Origin of the sequence: Novosphingobium sp. Fuku2-ISO-50, from assembly GCF_001519055.1 — a bacterium.
In the GTDB taxonomy this organism is placed as follows: Bacteria; Pseudomonadota; Alphaproteobacteria; order Sphingomonadales; family Sphingomonadaceae; genus Novosphingobium.
In genome coordinates this window covers 153,054-174,207 of the sequence record NZ_KQ954289.1, presented here as the reverse complement: position 1 = coordinate 174,207, position 21,154 = coordinate 153,054, and the positions used below count along the sequence as shown (strand labels likewise).

The window sequence follows — 21,154 nt, the reverse complement described above, 5'->3', positions numbered from 1 at the left end:
GGCAAAGAATCACGCCCGGTCCCGAGAGGATGAGGACAAGGCATGACTGCAGAGCATTTCGACGTGCTGATTGTGGGCGCGGGCATCTCCGGGATCGGATCGGCCTATCATCTTCAGCACCAGTGCCCCGACAAGAACTATGCGATCCTTGAGGTCAAGGACACGTTCGGCGGAACCTGGGTTACGCACAAGTATCCCGGCGTGCGGTCGGATTCCGACCTCTACACGTTTGGCTATCGCTTCAAGCCCTGGGTCGGCGCGCCGATCGCCAGCGGCGCGGAAATCCTCAAATACATGGGCGAGGTGATCGAGGAAAACCACATCGATCGACACATCCGTTACGGCACGCGGATCACGTCGAGCGACTGGTCGAGCAAAGACAACCTGTGGACCGTTACCACACGGCGCGAAGCCGACGGCACGGAGCAGGTGTTCACCGCCAATTTCCTGTGGATGTGCCAAGGTTATTACGACCACGAACGGCCCTATGTCCCTGACTGGAAGGGTCTTTCGGATTACAAGGGGCACTTCGTCCATGCCCAGCTGTGGGATCCGGCGACAAACGTTACGGGCAAGCGCGTGCTCGTCATCGGATCGGGCGCGACGGCGGCAACCGTGGTGCCCGCGTTCTGCGACGCCGGTGCGAAAGTGACCATGTTGCAGCGTTCGCCGACCTATTTCTTTTGCAACCCGAACCAGAACGAACTGGCCGACAGGCTGCGCCAGATCGGTATCGACGAGGAAACCGTTCATCGCGTCGTGCGTGCGCAGATCATGTTCGATCAGGACATGATGAACAAGCGATGCGTCGAAGAGCCCGACGTCGTGTTCGAAGAGTTGAAAATGCTCGTGCGCGCCTATGCGGGCGAGGATTTCCAGTTCGAGCCCCATTTCACGCCGCACTATCGCCCCTGGCAGCAGCGACTGGCATTCTGCCCCAATGGCGACCTGTTTCAGCATGCCGCTGCCGGCAACGTGACCGTGGTGACCGACACCATCGACCGCTTTACCGAAAAAGGCGTGCTGACGGCGTCCGGCGAAGAGCTGGAAGCGGACATCATTGTCGCCTGCACCGGCTTTCGCCTGTCGGTCATGGGCGACATCCCGTTCAGCATCGACGGCGCCCACCTCGATTGGCACGAAACCATCAACTATCGCGGCATGATGTTTACCGGCGTGCCCAATCTGGTCTGGGTGATGGGCTATTTCCGCGCCAGTTGGACGCTGCGCGTCGACCTGCTTGGTGATTTCGTCTGCAATCTTCTGAAACACATGGATGAACTGGGGGCAAAACGGGTTGATGTCGCGCTGCGGCCCGAAGATGCCGGCATGGAACTGTTGCCGTGGATCGAAGCGGACAATTTCAATCCCGGCTACCTGATGCGCGGGCTCGATCAATTGCCACGCCGGGGCGACAAGCCCGAATGGCGCCACAATCAGGATTACTGGCGCGAACGCGAGGAAATCCCGAAGATCAATCTCGACGGCGTCGAATTCCTTTACGACGGCCAACGCGCCGACCTGCGCACGCTGCAAGCGGCGGAATAACGTAACGGGCGACGGCGGAGCAAGCCGTCGCCCATTACGTCGCGGGCATCCGTCACTGGACAGCCCGCGACGACCGGCCTAGAAGTCCGCCTACGAACCTCGGGGAGCCTGTGTGGGCTGAGAGGGGCCAGTCACGTGGCCCGACCCGTCGAACCTGAACCCGTTAGCACGGGCGGAGGGAAGGGCCGGCGATCGCAATCTGTGCAAGCCCGTCATTTCTCCTTCCCCCGCGAAGGAGCGACCATGGCGGACATCAACAGCAAGCTCGAAATCGGCGTTACCACCGGCGCAATCCGCGGCAGCCGCAAGATTCACATCGATTCCCCACGCTTTCCCGAGGTCAGTGTCGCGATGCGCGAAATCGCGCTGGAGCCGTCATCGGGCGAGCCGCCGGTGCGCGTCTATGACACCTCGGGCCCCTATACCGATGTCAAAGTGTCGATCGACATAGCCGCCGGGCTGCCGCTGCTGCGCCATGACTGGATCGTCGCGCGCGGCGATGTCGAGCACTATACCGGCCGCGATTGCCGCCCCGAAGACAATGGGCAGCTTGGCCCCGACCGGTCGGGAGGGGTTCCGCCGTTTCCCGGCGTTGCCCGCGCACCGTTGCGGGCCCGCAGCGGTCGTAACGTGACGCAGATGCATTACGCGCGGCAGGGAATCATCACCCCGGAAATGGAATATGTCGCGATCCGCGAAAACCTTGGGCGCAAGGCGCTGAAGGAGGCCCTGGCCCGCGACGGGAAGGACTGGGGGGCGGAAATCCCCGATCACGTAACGGCCGAATTCGTGCGTGACGAAGTCGCCCGTGGCCGCGCCATCATCCCTGCCAATATCAACCACCCGGAAAGCGAACCGATGGCGATCGGCCGCAATTTCCTGGTCAAGATCAATGCCAATATCGGCAATTCGGCAGTCGCCTCGGACGTTGCCAACGAAGTCGACAAGATGGTCTGGTCGATCCGCTGGGGCGCCGACACGGTCATGGATCTGTCGACCGGGCGCAATATCCATGACACGCGCGAATGGATCCTGCGCAATTCGCCCGTGCCGATCGGCACCGTCCCGATCTATCAGGCGCTCGAAAAAGTGGGCGGGATCGCCGAAGATCTGACCTGGGCAATTTTCCGCGACACCCTGATCGAACAGGCCGAGCAGGGGGTGGACTATTTCACCATCCACGCCGGGGTCCGGCTGGCCTACATTCCCATGACCGCGCGTCGCGTAACGGGGATTGTCAGCCGGGGCGGCTCGATCATGGCGAAATGGTGCCTCGCGCATCACAAGGAAAGCTTTCTCTACGAGCATTTCGACGAGATCAGCGAGATCATGAAGGCTTATGATATCGCCTATTCGCTGGGCGATGGTCTGCGCCCCGGATCGATCGCCGATGCCAACGACGAAGCGCAGTTTGCCGAGCTTTACACGCTGGGAGAGCTGACGAAGCGCGCCTGGGCGCACGACGTTCAGGTCATGATCGAGGGCCCCGGCCACGTGCCGATGCACAAGATCAAGGAAAACATGGACAAGCAATTGGCGGCCTGCGGCGAAGCGCCATTTTACACGCTCGGGCCGCTGGTGACCGATATTGCGCCCGGTTATGACCATATCACCAGCGGGATCGGCGCGGCGATGATCGGCTGGTTTGGCACGGCCATGCTTTGTTACGTTACGCCGAAAGAGCATCTTGGCTTGCCCGACCGTGACGATGTCAAAGTCGGCGTCGTTACGTACAAACTGGCCGCGCATGCCGCCGATCTGGCCAAGGGCCACCCGGCGGCCCGGCTGCGTGACGACGCCCTGAGCCGTGCGCGCTTTGATTTTCGCTGGCGCGATCAGTTCAATCTCAGCCTCGATCCCGATACCGCCGAGCAGTATCATGATCAGACCTTGCCCGCCGAAGGCGCCAAGACCGCGCATTTCTGCTCGATGTGCGGGCCCAAATTCTGTTCGATGAAAATCACGCAGGAAGTGCGCGATTTTGCCGCACGCCAGAACAACGCGCCCGACAGCTTTATCGCTGCCGAAGAGGTCGAGGCGGGAATGGCCGAAATGCGCGAAAAGTACCGCTCCGGCGGCGATCTCTATATGCCCGCGGCGGAGTGATCCGCCGGCCAACGCAGGCGCACAAAAAAAGGCCCCCAGCGAACCGGGGGCCTTTTTTGGATCGGAAAACGGCGATCAGTTGCCGAGGTCGAGGCCCAGCTTCTTAACGTCCGACAGTTCGAATTCGACCGGCTTGTTGTTGAACGTGCCGGTGACCATCTTCTTGTGGATGTGCAGTTCGAAGGGAACCTTGCCCGCATAGGCGGTGCCGCGAACGACCTTGTCGCCGCCCTTGTCTTCGGTGGTGTAGTTGTAGTCCACACCCTTGTGGGTGAACTGGCCGGCGTCGTCGCTGGCGGCAAGTGCCAGAGTCGGAGCAGCAGCAGTAAGCAGCGTGGCGGCGATCAGCGTGGTCTTCAGCATGGCAATCACTCCTTTACCAGTGAGGGAAGGCCCTCTGCACCGAGATGATCAGCACCCGGTCATTTGCTGGCGTGACCCCGATTTATGCTGCATCTGCGAACGAGCAAATGCTTTCCGCGCGCGTCAAGATGCATAAAATGCAACAAAACTGAAATATGGGGTAATAATCAGGAGCAAATTGCAACCTTTTTCCCCTTGGGGCAGGGTAACGGCGAATCCAATTGCGCATGTGCGAAACGCAACGGCCGCGAATCAAGTGCCGGGGCGCCATCCTGGCGCTGCCAATTCGAACCCTGCGAAGTCAAACCCGGGCACCACGACGCACGAAACCAGCGCATGGCCGTGCGCCCCGTCAAGCGGAACGGCCGCCTGCCATTGCCCGGCGGGAACCACTGCCTGCAACAGATCCCCAGCCAAAGGGTCCGGCCCAAGCATGATCCGCCTGGCAGGGCCGGCCGCATCGGCGGCGATCGCCAGTTCGATGCGATCGCCGCCCTGCCACAGCCAGATCTCGTCGGCATCGACCCGATGCCAATGCGATGACTGCCCGGATTCGAGCAGGAAATGGATCAGCGTACCCGCCGCACGCGTCCCCGGCGCCGCCTCGGCGCGCCAGGTTTCGCTGTACCAGCCGCCCTCCGGATGGGGGATGAGCCCCAGACGTTCGATCAGGGCGCGCGGATCAGTCACGCAGCAGATCGTTGATCCCGGTCTTGCTGCGGGTCTGCGCATCGACCGTCTTGACGATCACTGCGCAATAGAGCGACGGCCCCGGCGTTCCGTCGGGCAGCGGCTTGCCGGGCAGCGCGCCGGGCACGACTACGGCATAAGGCGGAACGCGGCCGATATGCACTTCGCCCGTGGCGCGGTCGATGATCTTGGTCGAAGCGCCAAGGAAGACGCCCATCGACAGGACGGCGCCCTGACCGACGATCACGCCTTCGGCAACTTCGGACCGCGCGCCGATAAAGGCGCCGTCTTCGATGATCACCGGCCCGGCCTGGAGCGGCTCAAGCACGCCGCCGATCCCGACGCCGCCCGAAATGTGGACATTCTTGCCGATCTGCGCGCACGAACCGACCGTGGCCCAGGTATCGACCATGGTGCCTTCATCGACATAGGCGCCGATATTGACAAAGCTCGGCATCAGCACGGTGCCGCGCGCAATATAGGCACCGCGCCGCGCCACAGCGCCGGGCACCACGCGAAAGCCCGCTTCGCGAAAGCTGTCTTCATCCCATCCGGCAAACTTCGAAGGGACTTTGTCGAACGCCGGGGCACCGCCCGCGCCGCCTTCGATCACCACGTTGTCATTCAGCCGGAATGACAGCAGCACGGCCTTTTTCAGCCACTGATTGACCTGCCACATGCCATCGATCTTTTCCGCAACGCGCGCCTTGCCGCTGTCGAGCAGGCCAAGCGCGGCTTCGACCACGGTGCGCACATCGGCGCTGGCCGGGGTGACTTCGGCACGGTTTTCCCAGGCGGCTTCGATCGCGGCGGCAAGCTGGTCGGTCATGTCGGAAACTTTCGTACTGGCAGGGGGATTTCGGCAGGCAGATTTTCAGGCGCGCCTAGCCCAGCTGTGGCCCTTGGGCAAGTTCGCCCGCTACGGCATCGAGCCAATAAGCCATGTCGTCGATCATCACGTCGATCGCGGAATCATCCTTGGCGCGGTCGCCCCATTCGGTTGCCATGTCGATCCACACCGTCTGCATGCCGAGATGCTTGGCAGGGGGCAGGTTGCGCGCCGTATCCTCGACGAACACCGCGCGCGTCGGGTCGATGCGGAAATGATCGATCAGCCCGGCATAGGCGCTCATTTCCGGCTTGGGCCGGTAGGCCATGGCATGAATGTCCCAGATCCCTTCGAAACAGTCGGCAATTCCCAAGGCATCGAGCGCGCGCGCGGCATAGTCCGCATCGGCATTGGTAAAAACCAGGCACCGCCCCGGCAGGGCGCGCAGCCGGTCGGCCAGGCGCGGCGCGGCATCGAGCACGCTCATGTCGACATCATGGACAAAGGCCAGGAATTCGGCCGGCTCGATCGCATGATAATGCATCAGCCCGGCAAGCGTCGTGCCATGATCATGGAAATAGAGTTTTTGCACGCGACGCGCCTCGGCCAGATCGCAGCCGAGCAGATTGGCGATGAACCGCCCCATCAGGACATCGATCTGGCTGAACAGATTGGCGCTGGACGGATAGAGCGTATTGTCGAGATCAAAGATCCAGCAATCGACGCGGGTGGGATCGAACGGCATGTGCGGGATCTCTGCTTGATGGGGGAGGGGGCTTGATGGTGGGCGTCATCGCGCGATAGGAGGCGAAGCCATGTCCTGTCCATCCATCTTGCCCATAAGTGGCCTGCTGATCGGCGTCGATGAAGCCGGGCGGGGGCCGCTGGCCGGGCCGGTGGTCGCCGCCGCGGTCGTGTTGGGCCCCGATGCGCCCGATGGTCTGGCCGATTCCAAAGTCCTGTCGGCGCGCCGCCGCGCCAGGCTCGATCCGGCCATCCGCGCCACATGCCTTTGGGGCATCGGCGTTGTCGAAGCCGATGAGATCGATCGGATCAACATCTTTGCCGCGACGATGAAGGCGATGACGCTCGCGGTATCGGCGCTCGTGGGCAAGCGCGATGATGTCGCCATGGTCCTGATCGACGGCAACAAGACACCGGCGGGCCGCGTGCCCGAATGGATCTGGCCGGCGCGCGCGATTGTCGGCGGCGATGCAACCGAGCCCGCGATTTCCGCAGCCTCGATCCTCGCCAAGCAGCACCGCGATGCGATCATGCATGCCGCCGCGCTGGAATGGCCGCACTATGGCTGGGACCGCAATGCCGGTTATGGCACGCGCCAGCATCTCGACGCGCTGAGGCTCCACGGCCCATGCCCGCTTCATCGCCGCAGCTTTGGCCCGGTGGCGCAACTGACGCTGATCTGATCGCCGGAAATATTTGTTCTGCCCCGCACCCACCAGATGTGGCGTACCGAGGGCGGGCCGGACTCAAGATATGGCCTGCGGACTCGTTCCGTTCCCCTTTTGGATTCACCGCGACTCGTGCTGACTCCACGAGTCGAGCCTTGACGGCGAGTCGCGTTTGATTCAGAATCAGGGGGTATTGCAGCGAAAGGCACGGATAATCATGGCAGTCTTGGTAAAGGAACGGATCGCAACGCGCACACGGGCAAAGGCACGCCCCGCGCCGGCGGCCAATCCCGTACTGCCGGTCAACAGCATCCTGCGCGGCGACTGCATCGAAGCCATGCGCGCGCTGCCTTCGGCCTCGATCGACATGATCTTTGCCGATCCGCCGTATAACCTGCAATTGGGCGGCGATCTCGCCCGCCCCGACGGCAGCCATGTCGATGCCGTCACCAACGACTGGGACAAGTTCGCCAGCTTCGCCACTTATGACAAATTCACCCGCGAATGGCTGACCGAGGCGCACCGCCTGCTCAAGCCCGACGGCTCGATCTGGGTCATCGGCAGCTATCACAACATCTTTCGCGTCGGTGCGTTGCTGCAGGATCTGGGATTCTGGATTCTCAACGACATCGTCTGGCGCAAGGCCAATCCGATGCCCAATTTCAAAGGCACGCGCTTTACCAATGCGCACGAGACGCTGATCTGGGCCTCGAAAAGCGAGAAGTCGAAATACACGTTCAACTATCGCGCGATGAAGACGCTCAACGACGAATTGCAGATGCGGTCCGACTGGGTGCTGCCGATCTGTTCGGGGCAGGAGCGCATCCGCAAGGACGGCATCAAGGCGCACCCCACGCAAAAGCCCGAGGCCTTGCTCTATCGCGTCCTGCTGGCGACGACTCATCCGGGCGATGTCGTGCTCGATCCGTTCTTTGGCACCGGCACCACCGGCGCGGTGGCCAAGCGGCTCGGCCGCGACTGGATCGGCTGCGAGCGCGATGAAGGTTATATTGCGGTCGCCGAGGAACGCATCGAAATGGCTCTGCCGCTCGATGAATCCGCGCTGAAGACGATGCAGAGCCGCAAGACCGCGCCGCGCGTCGCCTTCGGCCAGCTTGTCGAATCCGGCTGGATCGCGCCGGGTGCCGAGCTTTCCGATAAGAAAGGCCGGTTCCGCGCCACGGTCCGCGCCGATGGTTCGATCGAGGCGGGCGCAGAGCCGGGGTCGATCCACGGCCTCGGCGCAAAGCTGCAAGGCGCGCCGTCGTGCAATGGCTGGACATTCTGGCATGTCATGCACGAAGGCGAAGTGAAGCCGCTCGACGCGCTGCGCCAGCTCTACCTGCTCGCCACCGAAGACTGAGCGCCATGGCCGAAACGGTCTATATCCGCCCGATCGCGCTCGCCGAAAGCCCGCAAAGCGAAGAAGGCGGCGCAATCCGCCTGGGCGGCAGCATGGTCTGGGCGAGCCGCTTTGCGCTCATCCGCCGCCGCGATGGCCGTATCGTGTCGCGCGATCGTCTGGGCGCGCGCGATGTGCCGGGCGCCATCGCCGCCCTGCCCGAGGCCTTGGCCGCCGAGGCGCTCGCGCAATGGCAGGATCTGGCGCGCACCCATGCCCCGATTGCCTGCGGCGCGCGAATGCTGCGGCTCGATCAGCCATTGGTCATGGGCATTCTCAATGTCACGCCCGACAGCTTTTCCGACGGTGGAAAATTCCTCGACAAGCCCGACGCCGCGCTCGAACATGCCCATGCCATGCTCGAAGCGGGCGCGGCCCTGATCGATGTCGGCGGTGAATCCACCCGGCCCGGCGCTGCGGCGGTATGGGAAGGCGATGAAGAGCGCCGCGTTGTCCCGGTGATCGCGGCGCTGGCTGCGGCGGGCGCGGCGATCTCGATCGACAGTCGCCGCGCGAGCGTGATCGGCGCGGCGCTTCGTGCGGGCGCGCATATCGTCAACGATGTCTCCGCCTTGCGCCATGATCCGCGCACTGCCGCGCTGGTCGCGCAAAGCGGAGCGCCGGTCGTGCTGATGCATGCGCCGGGCGATGCTGGCGACCTTCATGCCGACGGCGTCTATCGCGATGTCGTGCTCGATGTGTTTGACGCTTTGCGCGAACGGCGTGATGCGGCCTTGGCGGCGGGCATCGCGCGGAACAGGATCCTGCTCGATCCGGGCATTGGCTTTGGCAAGACTTTGGCCGAAAACCTGCTGTTGATCAACGCCCTGCCGATGTTTCACGGACTGGGCCAGCCGATCCTGTTTGCCGCCAGTCGCAAACGCATGATCGGCGCTCTCGCGGGCGAAATACCGGCGCACAAGCGTATGCCCGGCTCGTTGACGCTGGCCTTGCGCGCGGCGGATGCGGGCGCACACATGGTGCGTGTGCATGACGTGCCCGAAACGGTCCAGGCCTTGCAGGTCTGGCGCGGATTGCGCGATGCGGCGCTGACCGATTTCAGCCAGTTGGTCGATTAGGCAGCGTTATCGATGCCCAGTTCGGAAAGCTTGCGGTAAAGCGTCGAGCGACCGATCCCGAGGCGGCGCGCGACTTCGGTCATGCGCCCGCGATAGTGCCCGATGGCAAGGCGGATGACGTCGGCCTCGATGTCTTCGAGCGGGCGCAGATTTCCATCAGGGCCAAACAGCATGACTCCGGCGCCGTCGCCGATCGGTTGCGGCACGCGCACGGTATCGCCGACCATATTGGCCAGCTTGGGAAAATCCTGCGCGGTCAAGGCTTCGCCGTCACAGAACACCGCCGCGCGGAACAGCGTCGCCTGCAATTGGCGGACATTGCCCGGCCAGTCATAGGCGCCGAGCAGCGCCAGCGCGCCGTCGGTGATCCCCAGGGGGCGCAAGCCCGGCTGTTCGCCGATCCGCGCGAGAAAATGGCGGGCCAGCGCCGGAATGTCGCCCGCCCGCTCGCGCAGCGAAGGCACGTGCACATGCGTCGCGGAAAGCCGGGCGAGCAAATCCGCATCGAACAGCCCGCCTTCGACCAGATCCTTGAGCGGCGCATTGCTGCACACAAACAGGCGCACATCGAGCCGAAACGAATGGCGCGCGCCGATCGGTTGAACATCGCCGCGATCGACGAACTGCAACAGCCGTTGTTGAACGGCGAGCGGCAGGCGGTCGATCTCGTCGATCACCAGCGTGCCGCCGTCGGCATGTTGCAAGGCCCCGACATGGCGTTCGAAAGCGCCGGCAAAGGCACCCTTTTCGTGCCCGAACAGCACCGATTCAATCTGATTGGACGGGATTCCGCCCGCATTGACAATGCGCAAGGGCAGTTTGGCACGCGGAGATGCGGCGTGCATCGCGCGTACCAGCATTTCCTTGCCCGTGCCGCATTCGCCTTCGATCAGGACATGGGCATGGGTCCGCGCGGCTTTTGCCGCCACCGCAAGCGCCGTTCGGAAGGACGAGGCCGCGCCGATCATCGAATCGAAATCGAGCGAGGCGCCCAGTTTTTCGGTCAGCGGATGCAATTCAGAGCTTTGCACTTCGGGCGCGGTCGCCGCGCGCAAGGCGGAAACGAGACGATCGGGCGCGACCGGCTTGATCAGGTAATCGGTGGCGCCTGCACGCATCGCTTCGACCGCGAGCAGGGGCGATGAACTGGTGGTCAGCATCAGGATCGGCAGGGCAGGGCGCCGCGCTTTCAGCTCGGCAATCAACTCACAGGCCTGTTCGCCCGGAACCCATTGATCGAGAATGATTGCGCCCAATCGCATGCCCTGACGCGTGCCGAGCATCGCGATCGCGGTTTCCGAATCGCGGGCGACGACGGTGCGCCATCCTTCGCGCGCAGCGAGCGCGGAGACGAGCCGGATCTGCGCCGGTTCGTCATCGATGAGCATCAACAGGCGATCTTCAGTGTCAGACATTCGCCATCCGGTCAGGTTTCCTGAACCACAGCTCTTAATCAGGTTAGGTAAAAAGCGGATTAAGGCCGCCGATAAGCTTTGGCGGCGCGTGTTGGCGCTTGAGCAGGCCGCCCATGATGGCTAGACCATGGACGAGCGGCATCGACCAAGGACATGCCGCAATGCAGACAATGACGCATAACAGGCAAAAACGAGGGGTTGGATATGGCATCGGCAAACGACATCAAGGCCGCGCGCGCGACGTATGACGGCTTTATCACCCTCATCAAGGTAGCGGTTCCGGTCATCGCGGCGATTGTCGCATTCGTCATCTATCTGATTCACTGATCGCGCGGCATGGCGCATTCGGTCACAATTGCCGTCCTGCGTGAGCGGGCGGCGGGGGAAACGCGTGTCTCGGCAACGCCGGAAACGGTAAAAAAGCTGATCACGCTGGGGGCCGGGGTCACGGTCGAGGCCGGGGCAGGGCTTGCCGCCTCGATCGGCGATGCCGATTATATCGCGGCGGGCGCGCGCATCGCCGAAACCGGCGTGGCACAAGGTGCCGACATCGTCTTTGCGGTGCAAGGCCCGGACATCGCCATGCTGGCGGGGGCCAATCCCGGCGCGTGGGTCGTTGCCGGGCATGATCCGTTTGGCCAACGCGATCGGGTGGAGGCTTATGCCGCCGCCGGGTTCGAAGCGCTGGCGATGGAATTCATGCCGCGCATCACCCGCGCGCAATCGATGGACATCCTGTCGAGCCAGGCCAATCTTGCCGGGTACAAGGCTGTGCTGATCGCGGCCAATCTCTATGGCCGCGCCTTTCCGATGATGATGACCGCCGCCGGTACGATCAGCGCCGCCAAGGCCTTTGTCATGGGCGTGGGCGTTGCGGGGCTTCAGGCGATTGCCACGGCGCGGCGGCTTGGCGCGCAAGTATCGGCGACCGACGTGCGCTCGGCGACGAAGGAACAGATCCAGTCGCTCGGCGCCAAGCCGATCTTCGTCGAAAATGTCGCCGGGATCGAAGGCGAAGGCGCGGGCGGCTATGCCACCGAAATGAGCCCCGAATACCAGAAAGCGCAAGCCGAACTGGTATCGAGCCATATCGCCAGGCAGGACATCGTCATCACCACCGCGCTGATCCCCGGACGACCGGCGCCGCGCCTGATCAGCGATGCGCAGATCGCAACGATGAAGCCGGGCAGCGTGATCTATGACCTGGCTGTTGCGCAAGGCGGCAATGTCGAGGGCTCTGTTCCCGATCAGGTCGTAGAGCGCCACGGGGTCAGGATCGTGGGCTTTGCCAATACCCCCGCGCAATTGCCCGCCGATGCCTCGGCGCTCTATTCGCGCAATCTCTACAACTTCCTCGCCGCGTTCTGGGACAAGGAGCATGGTCGCCCGGTGCTCGATGAGGAAATCGGCAATGCCATCCGCCTGACGCAAGGCGGCAAAGTGGTCCACGAAAGGCTGCTGGTTTGAGCGCGCAACCCAATCCTCCCCGAACCGGGGAGGGGGACCACGCGCAGCGTGGTGGAGGGGTATCGCCCACCGCACTGCGACCGGTAGTTGGGCGGGCCCGTTCTCTGCGCAAAACGATGACTTTGCCCGAAGTCCTGCTCTGGCAGCAATTGCGTCTGCGCCCAAAGGGCCTGAAATTCCGCCGCCAGCACCCGATCGGGCCTTATGTGGTCGATTTCTGCTGCCTCGCCGTGCGATTGGTTGTCGAAATTGATGGGTTCGCACACGATGTTGGTGCTCGAGCAAGCCGAGATGCGGTCAGAACGCGGTTTTTCGAAGACAACGGCTACATAGTACGACGAGTTTCCGCCTCGCATGTCTTGGCGGATGCTGTTGGTGCGGCTGAGGCGATCGCGGTAGGCGGGGCAAGGCCCCTCCACCACCCTTCGGGCGGTCCCCCTCCCCGTGCCGGGGAGGATTTGTAATGGATTTTGTCAGCATTCTGTCGATTTTCGTGATGGCCTGTTTTGTCGGCTATTACGTCGTCTGGTCGGTCACGCCCGCGTTACACACGCCGTTGATGGCCGTGACCAACGCGATTTCCTCGGTGATCGTGGTCGGTGCGCTGATTGCGGGCGCGGCTGATGGCTCTGCGGTGTCGAAATGGCTGGGGCTGGGGGCGATCGTGCTGGCCAGCGTCAACATCTTTGGCGGCTTTGCCGTTACCGAACGCATGCTGGCGATGTACAAGAAGAAGGAAAAGAAGTGATGGAATCCGCTTCCTCTTCCTGGGTTTCGCTCGCCTATCTGATCGCGGGGGTCTTGTTCATTCTGGCGCTGCGCGGTCTGTCGAGCCCTGCAACGTCACGCGCGGGCAACCGTTACGGCATGATCGGCATGACGATCGCGGTCGTCACCACGCTGATCACCCATGCCATTGCCAGCCTGCCCGAAATCGTCGCGGCGCTGGCGATCGGCGGGGGCGTCGGCTTCGTTACGGCACGCCGGATCAAGATGACCGACATGCCGCAACTCGTCGCCGCGTTTCACTCGCTGGTGGGGCTGGCGGCGGTGCTGGTGGGCTGGGCGGCTTATCTCAATCCGGGCGCTTTCGGCATTCTCGAAGGGGCTCAGATCGCCGCGCACAGCCGGGTCGAAATGGGCCTTGGCATTGCCATCGGCGCGATCACCTTTTCCGGCTCGATCATCGCCTTTCTGAAGCTGGCAGGCAAGATGAGCGGTTCGCCGATCATGCTGCCGGGCCGCCATGTCCTCAATCTGGGCACGCTGGCGCTGATCATCGGGCTTGTCGGCTGTTTTACGCAAGATGAAGCGCTGTGGGTGATTGCCGCGATTACCGCGCTGTCGTTTGCCATCGGCTTTCTGCTGATCATCCCGATCGGCGGGGCGGACATGCCGGTCGTCGTCTCGATGCTCAATTCCTATTCGGGTTGGGCCGCGGCGGCAATGGGCTTTACGCTGCACAACACGGCGATGATCATCACCGGCGCGCTGGTCGGATCATCGGGCGCCATCCTGTCGTATATCATGTGCAAGGCGATGAACCGCAGCTTCATTTCGGTGATCGCGGGCGGCTTTGGCGCCGCTCCCGAAGCGGGCGGCGGCCCGGCGAAGGAGCAGCGGCCATGGAAACGCGGCAGCGCGGAAGACGCGGCCTATATCATGAAAGAGGCCGAAACCGTCATCATCATCCCGGGCTACGGCATGGCGGTCAGCCAGGCGCAGCACGTTTTGCGCGAAATGGGCGACCAGTTGAAGGCGGGCGGGGTCAATGTGAAATACGCGATCCACCCGGTCGCAGGCCGCATGCCGGGGCATATGAACGTGCTCCTGGCCGAAGCGAACGTGCCCTATGACGAAGTGTTCGAGCTGGAAGACATCAACGGCGAATTTGCCCAGGCCGACGTCGCCTTCATCATCGGCGCCAACGACGTGGTCAATCCGGCGGCCAAGACCGACAAATCATCGCCGATCTACGGCATGCCGGTGTTTGACGTCGACAAGGCCAAGACGATCTTCTTCGTCAAACGCTCGATGGGCGGGGTCGGCTATGCCGGGGTCGATAACGACGTCTTCTACATGGACCAGACGATGATGCTGCTGGCCGATGCGAAGAAGATGGTCGAGGACATCGTCAAGGCGCTGGCGCATTGAACCGACCTTGCCTAATCGGCGGCAATGACAACGAGAGCCCCCTTTGCCTGCGACCCGGAGCATTCACGCGGACGTGAGTTCGCGCCCGAGGGGGTGACCGCGCGGGGGCCGCGCAGTGTGTTTCAGCGCGATCGCGATCGGATCATCCATTCGATCGCGTTTCGCCGCTTGCGCCACAAAACACAGGTCTTCGTCGCGCCCGATGGCGATCATTACCGCGTCCGCCTGACGCACAGCCTCGAAGTCGCGCAGATCGGCCGGGTGATCGCGCGCGCGCTGGGGCTCGATGAAGACCTGACCGAGGCGCTGTGTCTTGCCCATGACATCGGCCATCCGCCCTTCGGCCATGCGGGCGAAGATGCGTTGCAGGCTGCGCTCGCCGAGTGCGGCGGATTTGACCACAATGCCAATACCTTGCGCGTTTTGATGCGGCTGGAAAGTCCTTATGTCGAACACGACGGGCTCAATCTCACCTGGGAAATGCTCGAAGGTCTGGCCAAACATAATGGTCCGGTTCTTGGGGGTCCGGCGCGCCGCGCGCCCTGGGCGCTGGCCGAGCTCGACGCGGCCTTTCCGCTCGATCTGACAAGCCATGCCTCGCTCGAAGCGCAAGTCGCGGCGATTTCGGACGACATCGCCTATGACAATCACGACATCGACGACGGTTTGCGCGCCGGTTTTCTGACGCTCGATCATCTGCTCGAACTGCCGTCGCTGGCCGAGCAATGGTATGCGATCGAAGCGCGTTTTCCCGGTGCCGCGCGCGATCGGCTGTTGCGCGAACTGGTGCGCGGGCAGATCGGGCGCATGGTCAACGACGTGCTTGGCGAAACGCGCGACCGCATCGCGGCAAGCGGCGTTGCCCATGTCGACGATGTCCGCGCTGCCGGGCGGGCGCTGTGCGGTTTTTCCCCGAAGCTGCAGGCCGAGGAACGCGCGCTGAAGAAATTCATGTACGCCCGGCTCTATCTCCATCCCGAACAAGTTGCCGCAGCGGACACGGCGCGAGAGGTCATCGCCAGCCTGTTCGCCGCCTACGCCGCCGATCCGGCGCTGTTGCCGTCATCCTGGCAGGCACGCTTGCCCGGGGGCGAGCCGGGGCGGGCCCGGACGATTGCCGACTATGTCGCCGGGATGACCGACCGCTTTGCCATCGACCAATATACCAAACTGACCGGGCGCATCCCCGAACGGCTGCGCAATGTCTGAGCCCGATCGCGTGCCGCTGCTGCTGGTCGGTGCAACCGGACTGATCGGTACGGCGGTAATCGCCGCCACGGCGGCGCGCGCGGATATAAAGCTTGCCGCGCTTGCCCGTCGCGAAGTCTCGCTGCCGGCTGGGGCAAGGCTTGAAATGCTGGTCGCCGATCCCGCCGATTGGCCCGCCGCCATTGCGCGGGCGCGCCCGGTGACACTGGTCATTGCGCTGGGCACGACGATTGCCGCAGTTGGCGGCGACCGGCAGGCGTTTCGTGCCGTGGATCATGACCTTGTGCTCGACGTGGCGCGGGCGGCACGCGCGGCGGGCACGCGACAGGTCATTCTGGTGTCTTCGGTTGGCGCCGATCCGGACGCGCGCAACTTCTACCTGTCCGTCAAGGGCGAGACCGAAGCCGCTGTAAACCATATGGGTTTTTCGAGGCTCGACATTCTGCGTCCGGGCCTGCTGCGGGGGCATCGCAGCGGACCGCCACGCCCGGCCGAGCGACTGGGGCAGATCATTGCACCCCTGATCGATCCGTTGTTGCGCGGGGGGCTCGCGCGCTATCGCTCGGTTCGCGCGCGCGATGTCGCAACGGCGATCCTGGCGCTCGCCGGACAGCAGGGACGGGGGCGCCACGTCCATTACACGCCGGATATCCACAGCCTTGCCCACCATGGCTTGACGTGAATCAGAAAAATAAGGCAGGGGCATAAGCGTCACTGATCGACGCGGGAGAGTTCTGCGCGAATCGCCTTGTTTGCAGGGCGTTTGGCAAGGACGCCGAAGGAGCAACCGCCCCGGAAACTCTCAGGCACAATGGACCGCGTGGATCGACAGTGATGCTCTGGAAAGCGCACCGACCCTTTGGGCTGGTGCCACCGAAGGGGTAACCCCGCTGCACCGCCGATATCGGTGGCGCCTCGGGGAAAACTCTCAGGTTCCGCGACAGAGGGGGCTCCGTTTGACGCCCTTGATGCGCGGAGCCGATATTTGTGAGCAACACTGACGATATTTCGCAAGATCTGCGGGTACTTCCGCTGGATTCCTGGCACCGCGCACGAAATGCGCGAATGGTCCCGTTCGCCGGTCATGCGATGCCGGTGCAGTACGATGGAATCATCGCCGAGCATTTGTGGACGCGCGAAAATGCGGGCCTGTTCGATGTGTCGCACATGGGGCAACTGCTGATCGCTGCGCCCGGTGCTGACCAACCGCTCGCGCAAGCCGCGCTCGAAGCCTTGCTGCCCATCGATCTGGCGACGCTTGGCCAGGGGGCGCAGCGCTATTCGCTGCTGCTCAACGATCAGGGCGGCATTCTCGACGACCTGATGGTCACGCGTTGGTCCGACGGGTTTTTCCTGGTCGTCAACGGCGCGACCAAACACGCCGACATCGCCCATATATCCGCGCGTCTGCCCGCAGGCGTCACGCTGACCGAGCGCAGCGATCACGGCCTGCTTGCGCTGCAAGGGCCGCGCGCTGCGCAGGCGCTGGCCTCGCTGGTGCCCGCCGCGCCGGACGATCTGTGGTTCATGACCGCCGATACGTATCGTTGGAACGGGGTCGATCTGCATATCAGTCGCTCGGGCTATTCTGGCGAAGACGGCTTTGAAATCGCGGTCCCGATCCCGGCCATCGCCGCCTTTGCCGACGCCTTGGCAGAGCATCCGGCGGTCCGCCCGATCGGCCTCGGCGCCCGCGATTCGCTGCGGCTGGAGGCGGGACTGCCGCTTTATGGCCATGATCTGACGCCGGACATCGATCCGGTCGAAGCGGACTTGCGCTTTGCCCTTGCGCAGCGGCGACGGCGCGAAGGCGGCTTTCCCGGTCATGCCCGGATCATGGCTGCGCTGGCCCATGGACCGGGACGCCGCCGCGTCGGGCTTGTCCTCGATGGCCGCATGGCCGCGCGCGAAGGTGCCGTTGTCCTCGTCGGCGAAACGCCGGTCGGCACGGTCACCTCGGGCGGATTTGCCCCGAGCCTGGGATACCCGATCGCCATGGCGCTGCTCGATGTCGCCCATACGGCGCCCGATACCGCATTGACCATCGATGTGCGCGGCCGCCGGATTGCGGCGCGCGTTGTCCCCATGCCCTTCGTTCCCCATCGCTATCATCGCAAAGGAGTTGCCTGATGCCCCGCTATTTCACCCGCGACCACGAATGGATCGAGGCTGACGGTTCCTCCGCCCGCGTCGGGATCACCGACTATGCGCAAGGTCAGCTTGGCGACATCACTTTTGTCGAGGTTCCGGCCGTGGGTGCCAGCCTGACCAAAGGCGACAGCGCGGCGGTAGTGGATTCGGTCAAAGCCGCGAGCGACGTCTATGCGCCGGTCGGCGGCACGGTCACGGCAATCAACACCGCGCTCGAAGACGCGCCCGACCTTGTCAATTCGGCGGCGGAAAGCGACGGCTGGCTGTGGGACATGGACCTTGCCGATCCGACCGAACTCGATGGCCTGCTTGATGCAGCGGCTTATGCCGAACTGGTCGCGGGGCAATAATGCGTACACTCCCGCTCACCGAGGCGGATCGCGCCGCCATGCTGGGCGCGATTGGCGCGGGATCGATCGATGACTTGTTCGTCGATGTCCCCGCCGACGCGCTCTTGCCCGGGCCGATCCCCGGCCTGCCGTTTCATGCCAGCGAACGTGCGGTCGAACGCCATATGGCGGCGCTGTCGGCGCGCGCCCTGACCGCCGATGATGCGCCGTTTTTCTGCGGCGCGGGGGCCTATCGCCACCATGTCCCGGCCAGCGTCGATCATCTGATCCAGCGCGGCGAATTCCTGACCGCCTATACTCCCTATCAGCCGGAAATCGCGCAGGGCACCTTGCAGGTCCTGTTTGAATTCCAGACGCAAGTGGCGCGGTTGTTCGGCTGCGATCTGGCCAACGCCTCGCTCTACGACGGGTCGACCGCGTGCTGGGAGGCGATTGCCATGGCCACGCGCGTCACCAAGCGCAGCCGCGCGGTACTGTCGGGCGGGCTTCATCCGCACTATGCCGAAACGGCCGCGACGATGGCGCGCTTTGCCGGCGACAGCCTGGTGACTTTGCCCCCGCGCGCCGAGACAGACAGCGACGATGCCGCCGTGATCGCCGCGATCGATGGCGAAACCGCCGCAGTCGTGGTGCAATACCCCGACGTATTGGGCCGCATCCCCGATCTGGCCGCGATTGCCGAGGCGGCCCATGCCATGGGCGCGCTGCTGATCGCGGTGGTGACCGAGCCGGTCGCGCTCGGCCTGATCGAAAGCCCGGGCACGCTCGGCGCGGATGTCGTGGTGGGCGAGGGGCAGGCGCTGGGCGTCGGGCTGCAATTCGGCGGGCCTTATCTAGGCCTGTTTGCCTGCTCGGCGAAGTTCGTGCGGCAGATGCCCGGTCGCCTGTGCGGCGAAACGCTCGATGCCGATGGTCGGCGCGGCTTTGTGCTGACCCTGTCGACGCGCGAACAGCATATTCGGCGCGAAAAGGCGACCTCGAATATCTGCACAAATTCAGGTCTTTGCGCGCTTGCCTTCAGCATTCACCTGACTTTGCTCGGGGGCGGGGGGCTGATGCGCATGGCCGAATTGAGCCATGCCCGCGCGGTCGCGACGGCGCGGCGGCTGGAGGCGATTCCCGGCGTTTCGCTGATCAACCGGGTCTGGTTCAACGAATTTGCCGTGCATCTGCCGCGTCCTGCCGCCGATGTGGTCGAGGCGCTGGCGGCGCGCGGTGTGCTGGGCGGCGTGCCGCTGTCGCGGCTCTGCCCCGACCGCGCCGATCTGGCCGATGTCCTGCTGATCGCGGCGACCGAATGCACCGACCCCGCCGATATTGCCGCGCTGGGCTCCGCGCTGGAAGAGGTTTTGGCATGAACGATTTGAATCCCTCCGGCTGGCGCCCTTCGCTCGGCACCGCCGAGCCGGTGACGAAGACCGGAAACCGTGCGCTCGAACTGGAAGAGCCGCTGATTTTCGAAATCGGCGATGCCGCGCGCTGCGGCGTCGATTTCGATGCGTGCGAGGGCGATATCCTGCCAGGTTTGCGCCTGCGCGCAGCGCCCGTCGATGTGCCCGGCCTGTCGGAGCCCGAAACGGTGCGCCATTACACCCGCCTGTCGCGGCAGAACTATGCCATCGACCTCGGGCTGTTTCCGCTGGGGTCATGCACGATGAAGCATAACCCCCGGCTCAATGAAAAAGTCGCGCGGATGCCCGGCTTTGCCGCGGTCCATCCGTTGCAGCCGCAATCAAGCGTCGAAGGCGCGCTGACCGTAATCGCAGAGCTTGCCGACTGGCTGGTGCAGCTGACCGGAATGGCGGCAGTGGCGATGAGCCCGAAGGCGGGTGCGCATGGCGAATTGTGCGGCCTTCTGGCCATCCGCGCCGCGCTTGAAGCGCGCGGCGAAGCGGCAACGCGCCGCGTGATCCTCGTGCCCGAAAGCGCGCATGGCACCAATCCGGCGACAGCCGCCTTCGCCGGGTTTGGCGTCGCGACGATCCCCGCCGGACCCGACGGGCGCGTCGATCTGGCGGCGCTGCTGGCGCGGCTCGGGCCCGATGTGGCGGGCGTGATGGTCACCAATCCCAATACCTGCGGCCTGTTCGAGCGCGATCTCAAAACGATCGCCGACGCGGTCCACGCTGCGGGCGGCTATGTCTATTGCGACGGGGCCAATTTCAACGCGATCGTCGGGCGCGTGCGCCCCGGCGACCTTGGCGTCGATGCGATGCACATCAATCTGCACAAGACCTTTTCGACGCCGCACGGCGGAGGCGGGCCTGGGGCTGGGCCGGTGGTGCTGTCGGCGGCGCTCGCCCCGCATGCGCCGTTGCCCTATGTGGTGCGCGATCCGGACGGACGGCCAAGGTTGGTCGAATCGGCTGCCGAGCGGCCCGAAACCTTTGGCCGGATGTGCGCATTTCATGGCCAGATGGGCATGTTCACGCGCGCGCTTGCCTATATCCTGACGCATGGCGCCGATGGTCTGGCCCAGGTTTCGGGCGATGCGGTGCTCAATGCCAATTACGTGCTCGCGCGGTTGCGCGATGTGCTCGACGCGCCGTTCGCCAAGACCGGCCTCTGCATGCACGAAGCCCTCTTCAGCGATGCCGGGTTTGCCGACGGGTTTTCGACGCTCGATCTCGCCAAGGGGCTGATCGACGAGGGGTTTCACCCGATGACGGTCTATTTCCCGCTGGTGGTGCATGGCGCGATGCTGATCGAGCCGACCGAAACCGAAAGCCGGGCAGGGCTCGACCAGTTCATCGCGGCGATGCGCAGCCTTGCCGATCGCGCGCGCGCAGGCGACGAAAGCCTGCACACCGCGCCGCATTTCGCGCCGCGTCGGCGGCTCGACGAAACGCTCGCCGCCAGGAAACCCCGGCTGGTGTGGACGGCGCCATAGTCGCTCTACAATTGCGCTTGCGCTTCTCCCCGATCGATTTAATCATCTGATTAAACGGCAAGTCCGCGCGGAGCAATCTCCGCGCGGGC

General features: G+C 64.0%; 21 protein-coding genes and 3 riboswitches. Of the genes, 16 read left to right on the top strand and 5 right to left on the bottom strand.

Going from position 1 to position 21,154, the window contains the following annotated elements:
- Window positions 1-42 precede the first annotated feature (42 nt).
- Together AQZ50_RS09280 and thiC are read left to right on the top strand one after the other, a co-directional pair.
- Window positions 43-1,548 carry a flavin-containing monooxygenase gene (locus AQZ50_RS09280; protein WP_067745789.1) on the top strand — a complete coding sequence of 502 codons (1,506 nt, stop codon included), beginning with the start codon at window positions 43-45 and terminating at the stop codon, window positions 1,546-1,548.
- A 90-nt stretch (window positions 1,549-1,638) separates the two neighbouring features.
- Window positions 1,639-1,746: riboswitch (TPP riboswitch) on the top strand.
- Window positions 1,747-1,791: 45 nt separating this feature from the next.
- Window positions 1,792-3,654, top strand: a complete 1,863-nt coding sequence (gene thiC / locus AQZ50_RS09275) for a phosphomethylpyrimidine synthase ThiC (RefSeq protein ID WP_067745787.1) — start codon at window positions 1,792-1,794, stop codon at window positions 3,652-3,654.
- A gap of 75 nt (window positions 3,655-3,729) precedes the next feature.
- Here the strand turns inward: thiC and AQZ50_RS09270 are convergent, their stop codons facing one another.
- The 4 genes from AQZ50_RS09270 to AQZ50_RS09255 form a co-directional block, all read right to left on the bottom strand.
- Complete coding sequence (locus tag AQZ50_RS09270) at window positions 3,730-4,017, bottom strand: hypothetical protein (RefSeq protein ID WP_067745785.1); 288 nt, start codon at window positions 4,015-4,017, stop codon at window positions 3,730-3,732.
- 252 nt (window positions 4,018-4,269) lie between these two features.
- Window positions 4,270-4,707 carry a cupin domain-containing protein gene (locus AQZ50_RS09265; protein ID WP_067745783.1) on the bottom strand — a complete coding sequence of 146 codons (438 nt, stop codon included), beginning with the start codon at window positions 4,705-4,707 and terminating at the stop codon, window positions 4,270-4,272.
- Window positions 4,700-5,536 (bottom strand): 2,3,4,5-tetrahydropyridine-2,6-dicarboxylate N-succinyltransferase, encoded by an 837-nt coding sequence (gene dapD / locus AQZ50_RS09260; RefSeq protein ID WP_067745781.1) that lies wholly within the window; start codon window positions 5,534-5,536, stop codon window positions 4,700-4,702. Before dapD ends, AQZ50_RS09265 begins: the two co-directional genes overlap by 8 nt.
- A 55-nt stretch (window positions 5,537-5,591) precedes the next feature.
- Window positions 5,592-6,281: a pyrimidine 5'-nucleotidase gene (locus AQZ50_RS09255; protein WP_067745779.1), complete on the bottom strand. Its 690-nt coding sequence runs from the start codon at window positions 6,279-6,281 to the stop codon at window positions 5,592-5,594.
- Window positions 6,282-6,351: 70 nt separating this feature from the next.
- Between AQZ50_RS09255 and AQZ50_RS09250 the strand changes: the two genes are divergently transcribed.
- From AQZ50_RS09250 to folP, 3 genes are all read left to right on the top strand, one after another.
- Window positions 6,352-6,963, top strand: coding sequence for a ribonuclease HII (locus AQZ50_RS09250; RefSeq protein WP_067745777.1), 612 nt, complete (start codon window positions 6,352-6,354; stop codon window positions 6,961-6,963).
- Between the two features lie 202 nt (window positions 6,964-7,165).
- Window positions 7,166-8,311 (top strand): site-specific DNA-methyltransferase, encoded by a 1,146-nt coding sequence (locus AQZ50_RS09245; RefSeq protein ID WP_067745775.1) that lies wholly within the window; start codon window positions 7,166-7,168, stop codon window positions 8,309-8,311.
- A gap of 5 nt (window positions 8,312-8,316) precedes the next feature.
- A complete protein-coding gene (gene folP / locus AQZ50_RS09240) occupies window positions 8,317-9,429 on the top strand; it encodes a dihydropteroate synthase (RefSeq protein ID WP_067745773.1) in 1,113 nt (370 codons plus the stop codon).
- Here the strand turns inward: folP and AQZ50_RS09235 are convergent.
- On the bottom strand, window positions 9,426-10,844 hold the full coding sequence (locus AQZ50_RS09235; RefSeq protein ID WP_067745771.1) for a sigma-54-dependent transcriptional regulator: 1,419 nt from the start codon (window positions 10,842-10,844) through the stop codon (window positions 9,426-9,428). The genes folP and AQZ50_RS09235 overlap by 4 nt on opposite strands.
- Window positions 10,845-11,048: 204 nt before the next feature.
- On the opposite strand from AQZ50_RS09235, the gene AQZ50_RS20025 reads away from it, so the two are divergent.
- The 11 genes from AQZ50_RS20025 (at window position 11,049) to gcvPB (ending at window position 21,065) form a co-directional block, all read left to right on the top strand.
- Window positions 11,049-11,171 carry an aa3-type cytochrome c oxidase subunit IV gene (locus AQZ50_RS20025; protein WP_231730188.1) on the top strand — a complete coding sequence of 41 codons (123 nt, stop codon included), beginning with the start codon at window positions 11,049-11,051 and terminating at the stop codon, window positions 11,169-11,171.
- A 9-nt stretch (window positions 11,172-11,180) separates the two neighbouring features.
- Window positions 11,181-12,311, top strand: a complete 1,131-nt coding sequence (locus AQZ50_RS09230; protein ID WP_067745769.1) for an NAD(P) transhydrogenase subunit alpha — start codon at window positions 11,181-11,183, stop codon at window positions 12,309-12,311.
- A complete protein-coding gene (locus tag AQZ50_RS20020; RefSeq protein ID WP_369801403.1) occupies window positions 12,308-12,775 on the top strand; it encodes an endonuclease domain-containing protein in 468 nt (155 codons plus the stop codon). The genes AQZ50_RS09230 and AQZ50_RS20020 overlap by 4 nt, the downstream gene beginning before the upstream one ends.
- On the top strand, window positions 12,775-13,059 hold the full coding sequence (locus tag AQZ50_RS09225) for a proton-translocating transhydrogenase family protein (RefSeq protein WP_067745767.1): 285 nt from the start codon (window positions 12,775-12,777) through the stop codon (window positions 13,057-13,059). The genes AQZ50_RS20020 and AQZ50_RS09225 overlap by 1 nt, the downstream gene beginning before the upstream one ends.
- On the top strand, window positions 13,059-14,465 hold the full coding sequence (locus AQZ50_RS09220; protein ID WP_067745766.1) for an NAD(P)(+) transhydrogenase (Re/Si-specific) subunit beta: 1,407 nt from the start codon (window positions 13,059-13,061) through the stop codon (window positions 14,463-14,465). The genes AQZ50_RS09225 and AQZ50_RS09220 overlap by 1 nt, the downstream gene beginning before the upstream one ends.
- Before the next feature lie 24 nt (window positions 14,466-14,489).
- Window positions 14,490-15,674 carry a deoxyguanosinetriphosphate triphosphohydrolase gene (locus AQZ50_RS09215; protein ID WP_067745764.1) on the top strand — a complete coding sequence of 395 codons (1,185 nt, stop codon included), beginning with the start codon at window positions 14,490-14,492 and terminating at the stop codon, window positions 15,672-15,674.
- Window positions 15,667-16,356, top strand: a complete 690-nt coding sequence (locus AQZ50_RS09210; RefSeq protein WP_067745762.1) for an NAD(P)H-binding protein — start codon at window positions 15,667-15,669, stop codon at window positions 16,354-16,356. The genes AQZ50_RS09215 and AQZ50_RS09210 overlap by 8 nt, the downstream gene beginning before the upstream one ends.
- Before the next feature lie 32 nt (window positions 16,357-16,388).
- Window positions 16,389-16,503: riboswitch (glycine riboswitch) on the top strand.
- A riboswitch (glycine riboswitch) is annotated at window positions 16,504-16,628 on the top strand.
- A gap of 33 nt (window positions 16,629-16,661) precedes the next feature.
- The gene (gene gcvT / locus AQZ50_RS09205; protein WP_067745760.1) at window positions 16,662-17,804 is read left to right on the top strand and encodes a glycine cleavage system aminomethyltransferase GcvT; all 1,143 of its coding nucleotides are present in this window, start codon (window positions 16,662-16,664) and stop codon (window positions 17,802-17,804) included.
- The gene (gcvH, locus tag AQZ50_RS09200; protein ID WP_067745759.1) at window positions 17,804-18,175 is read left to right on the top strand and encodes a glycine cleavage system protein GcvH; all 372 of its coding nucleotides are present in this window, start codon (window positions 17,804-17,806) and stop codon (window positions 18,173-18,175) included. The genes gcvT and gcvH overlap by 1 nt, the downstream gene beginning before the upstream one ends.
- Window positions 18,175-19,533, top strand: coding sequence for an aminomethyl-transferring glycine dehydrogenase subunit GcvPA (gene gcvPA / locus AQZ50_RS09195; RefSeq protein WP_067745757.1), 1,359 nt, complete (start codon window positions 18,175-18,177; stop codon window positions 19,531-19,533). Before gcvH ends, gcvPA begins: the two co-directional genes overlap by 1 nt.
- Complete coding sequence (gcvPB, locus tag AQZ50_RS09190) at window positions 19,530-21,065, top strand: aminomethyl-transferring glycine dehydrogenase subunit GcvPB (protein ID WP_067745755.1); 1,536 nt, start codon at window positions 19,530-19,532, stop codon at window positions 21,063-21,065. Before gcvPA ends, gcvPB begins: the two co-directional genes overlap by 4 nt.
- The last annotated feature ends 89 nt before the right edge of the window (window positions 21,066-21,154 follow it).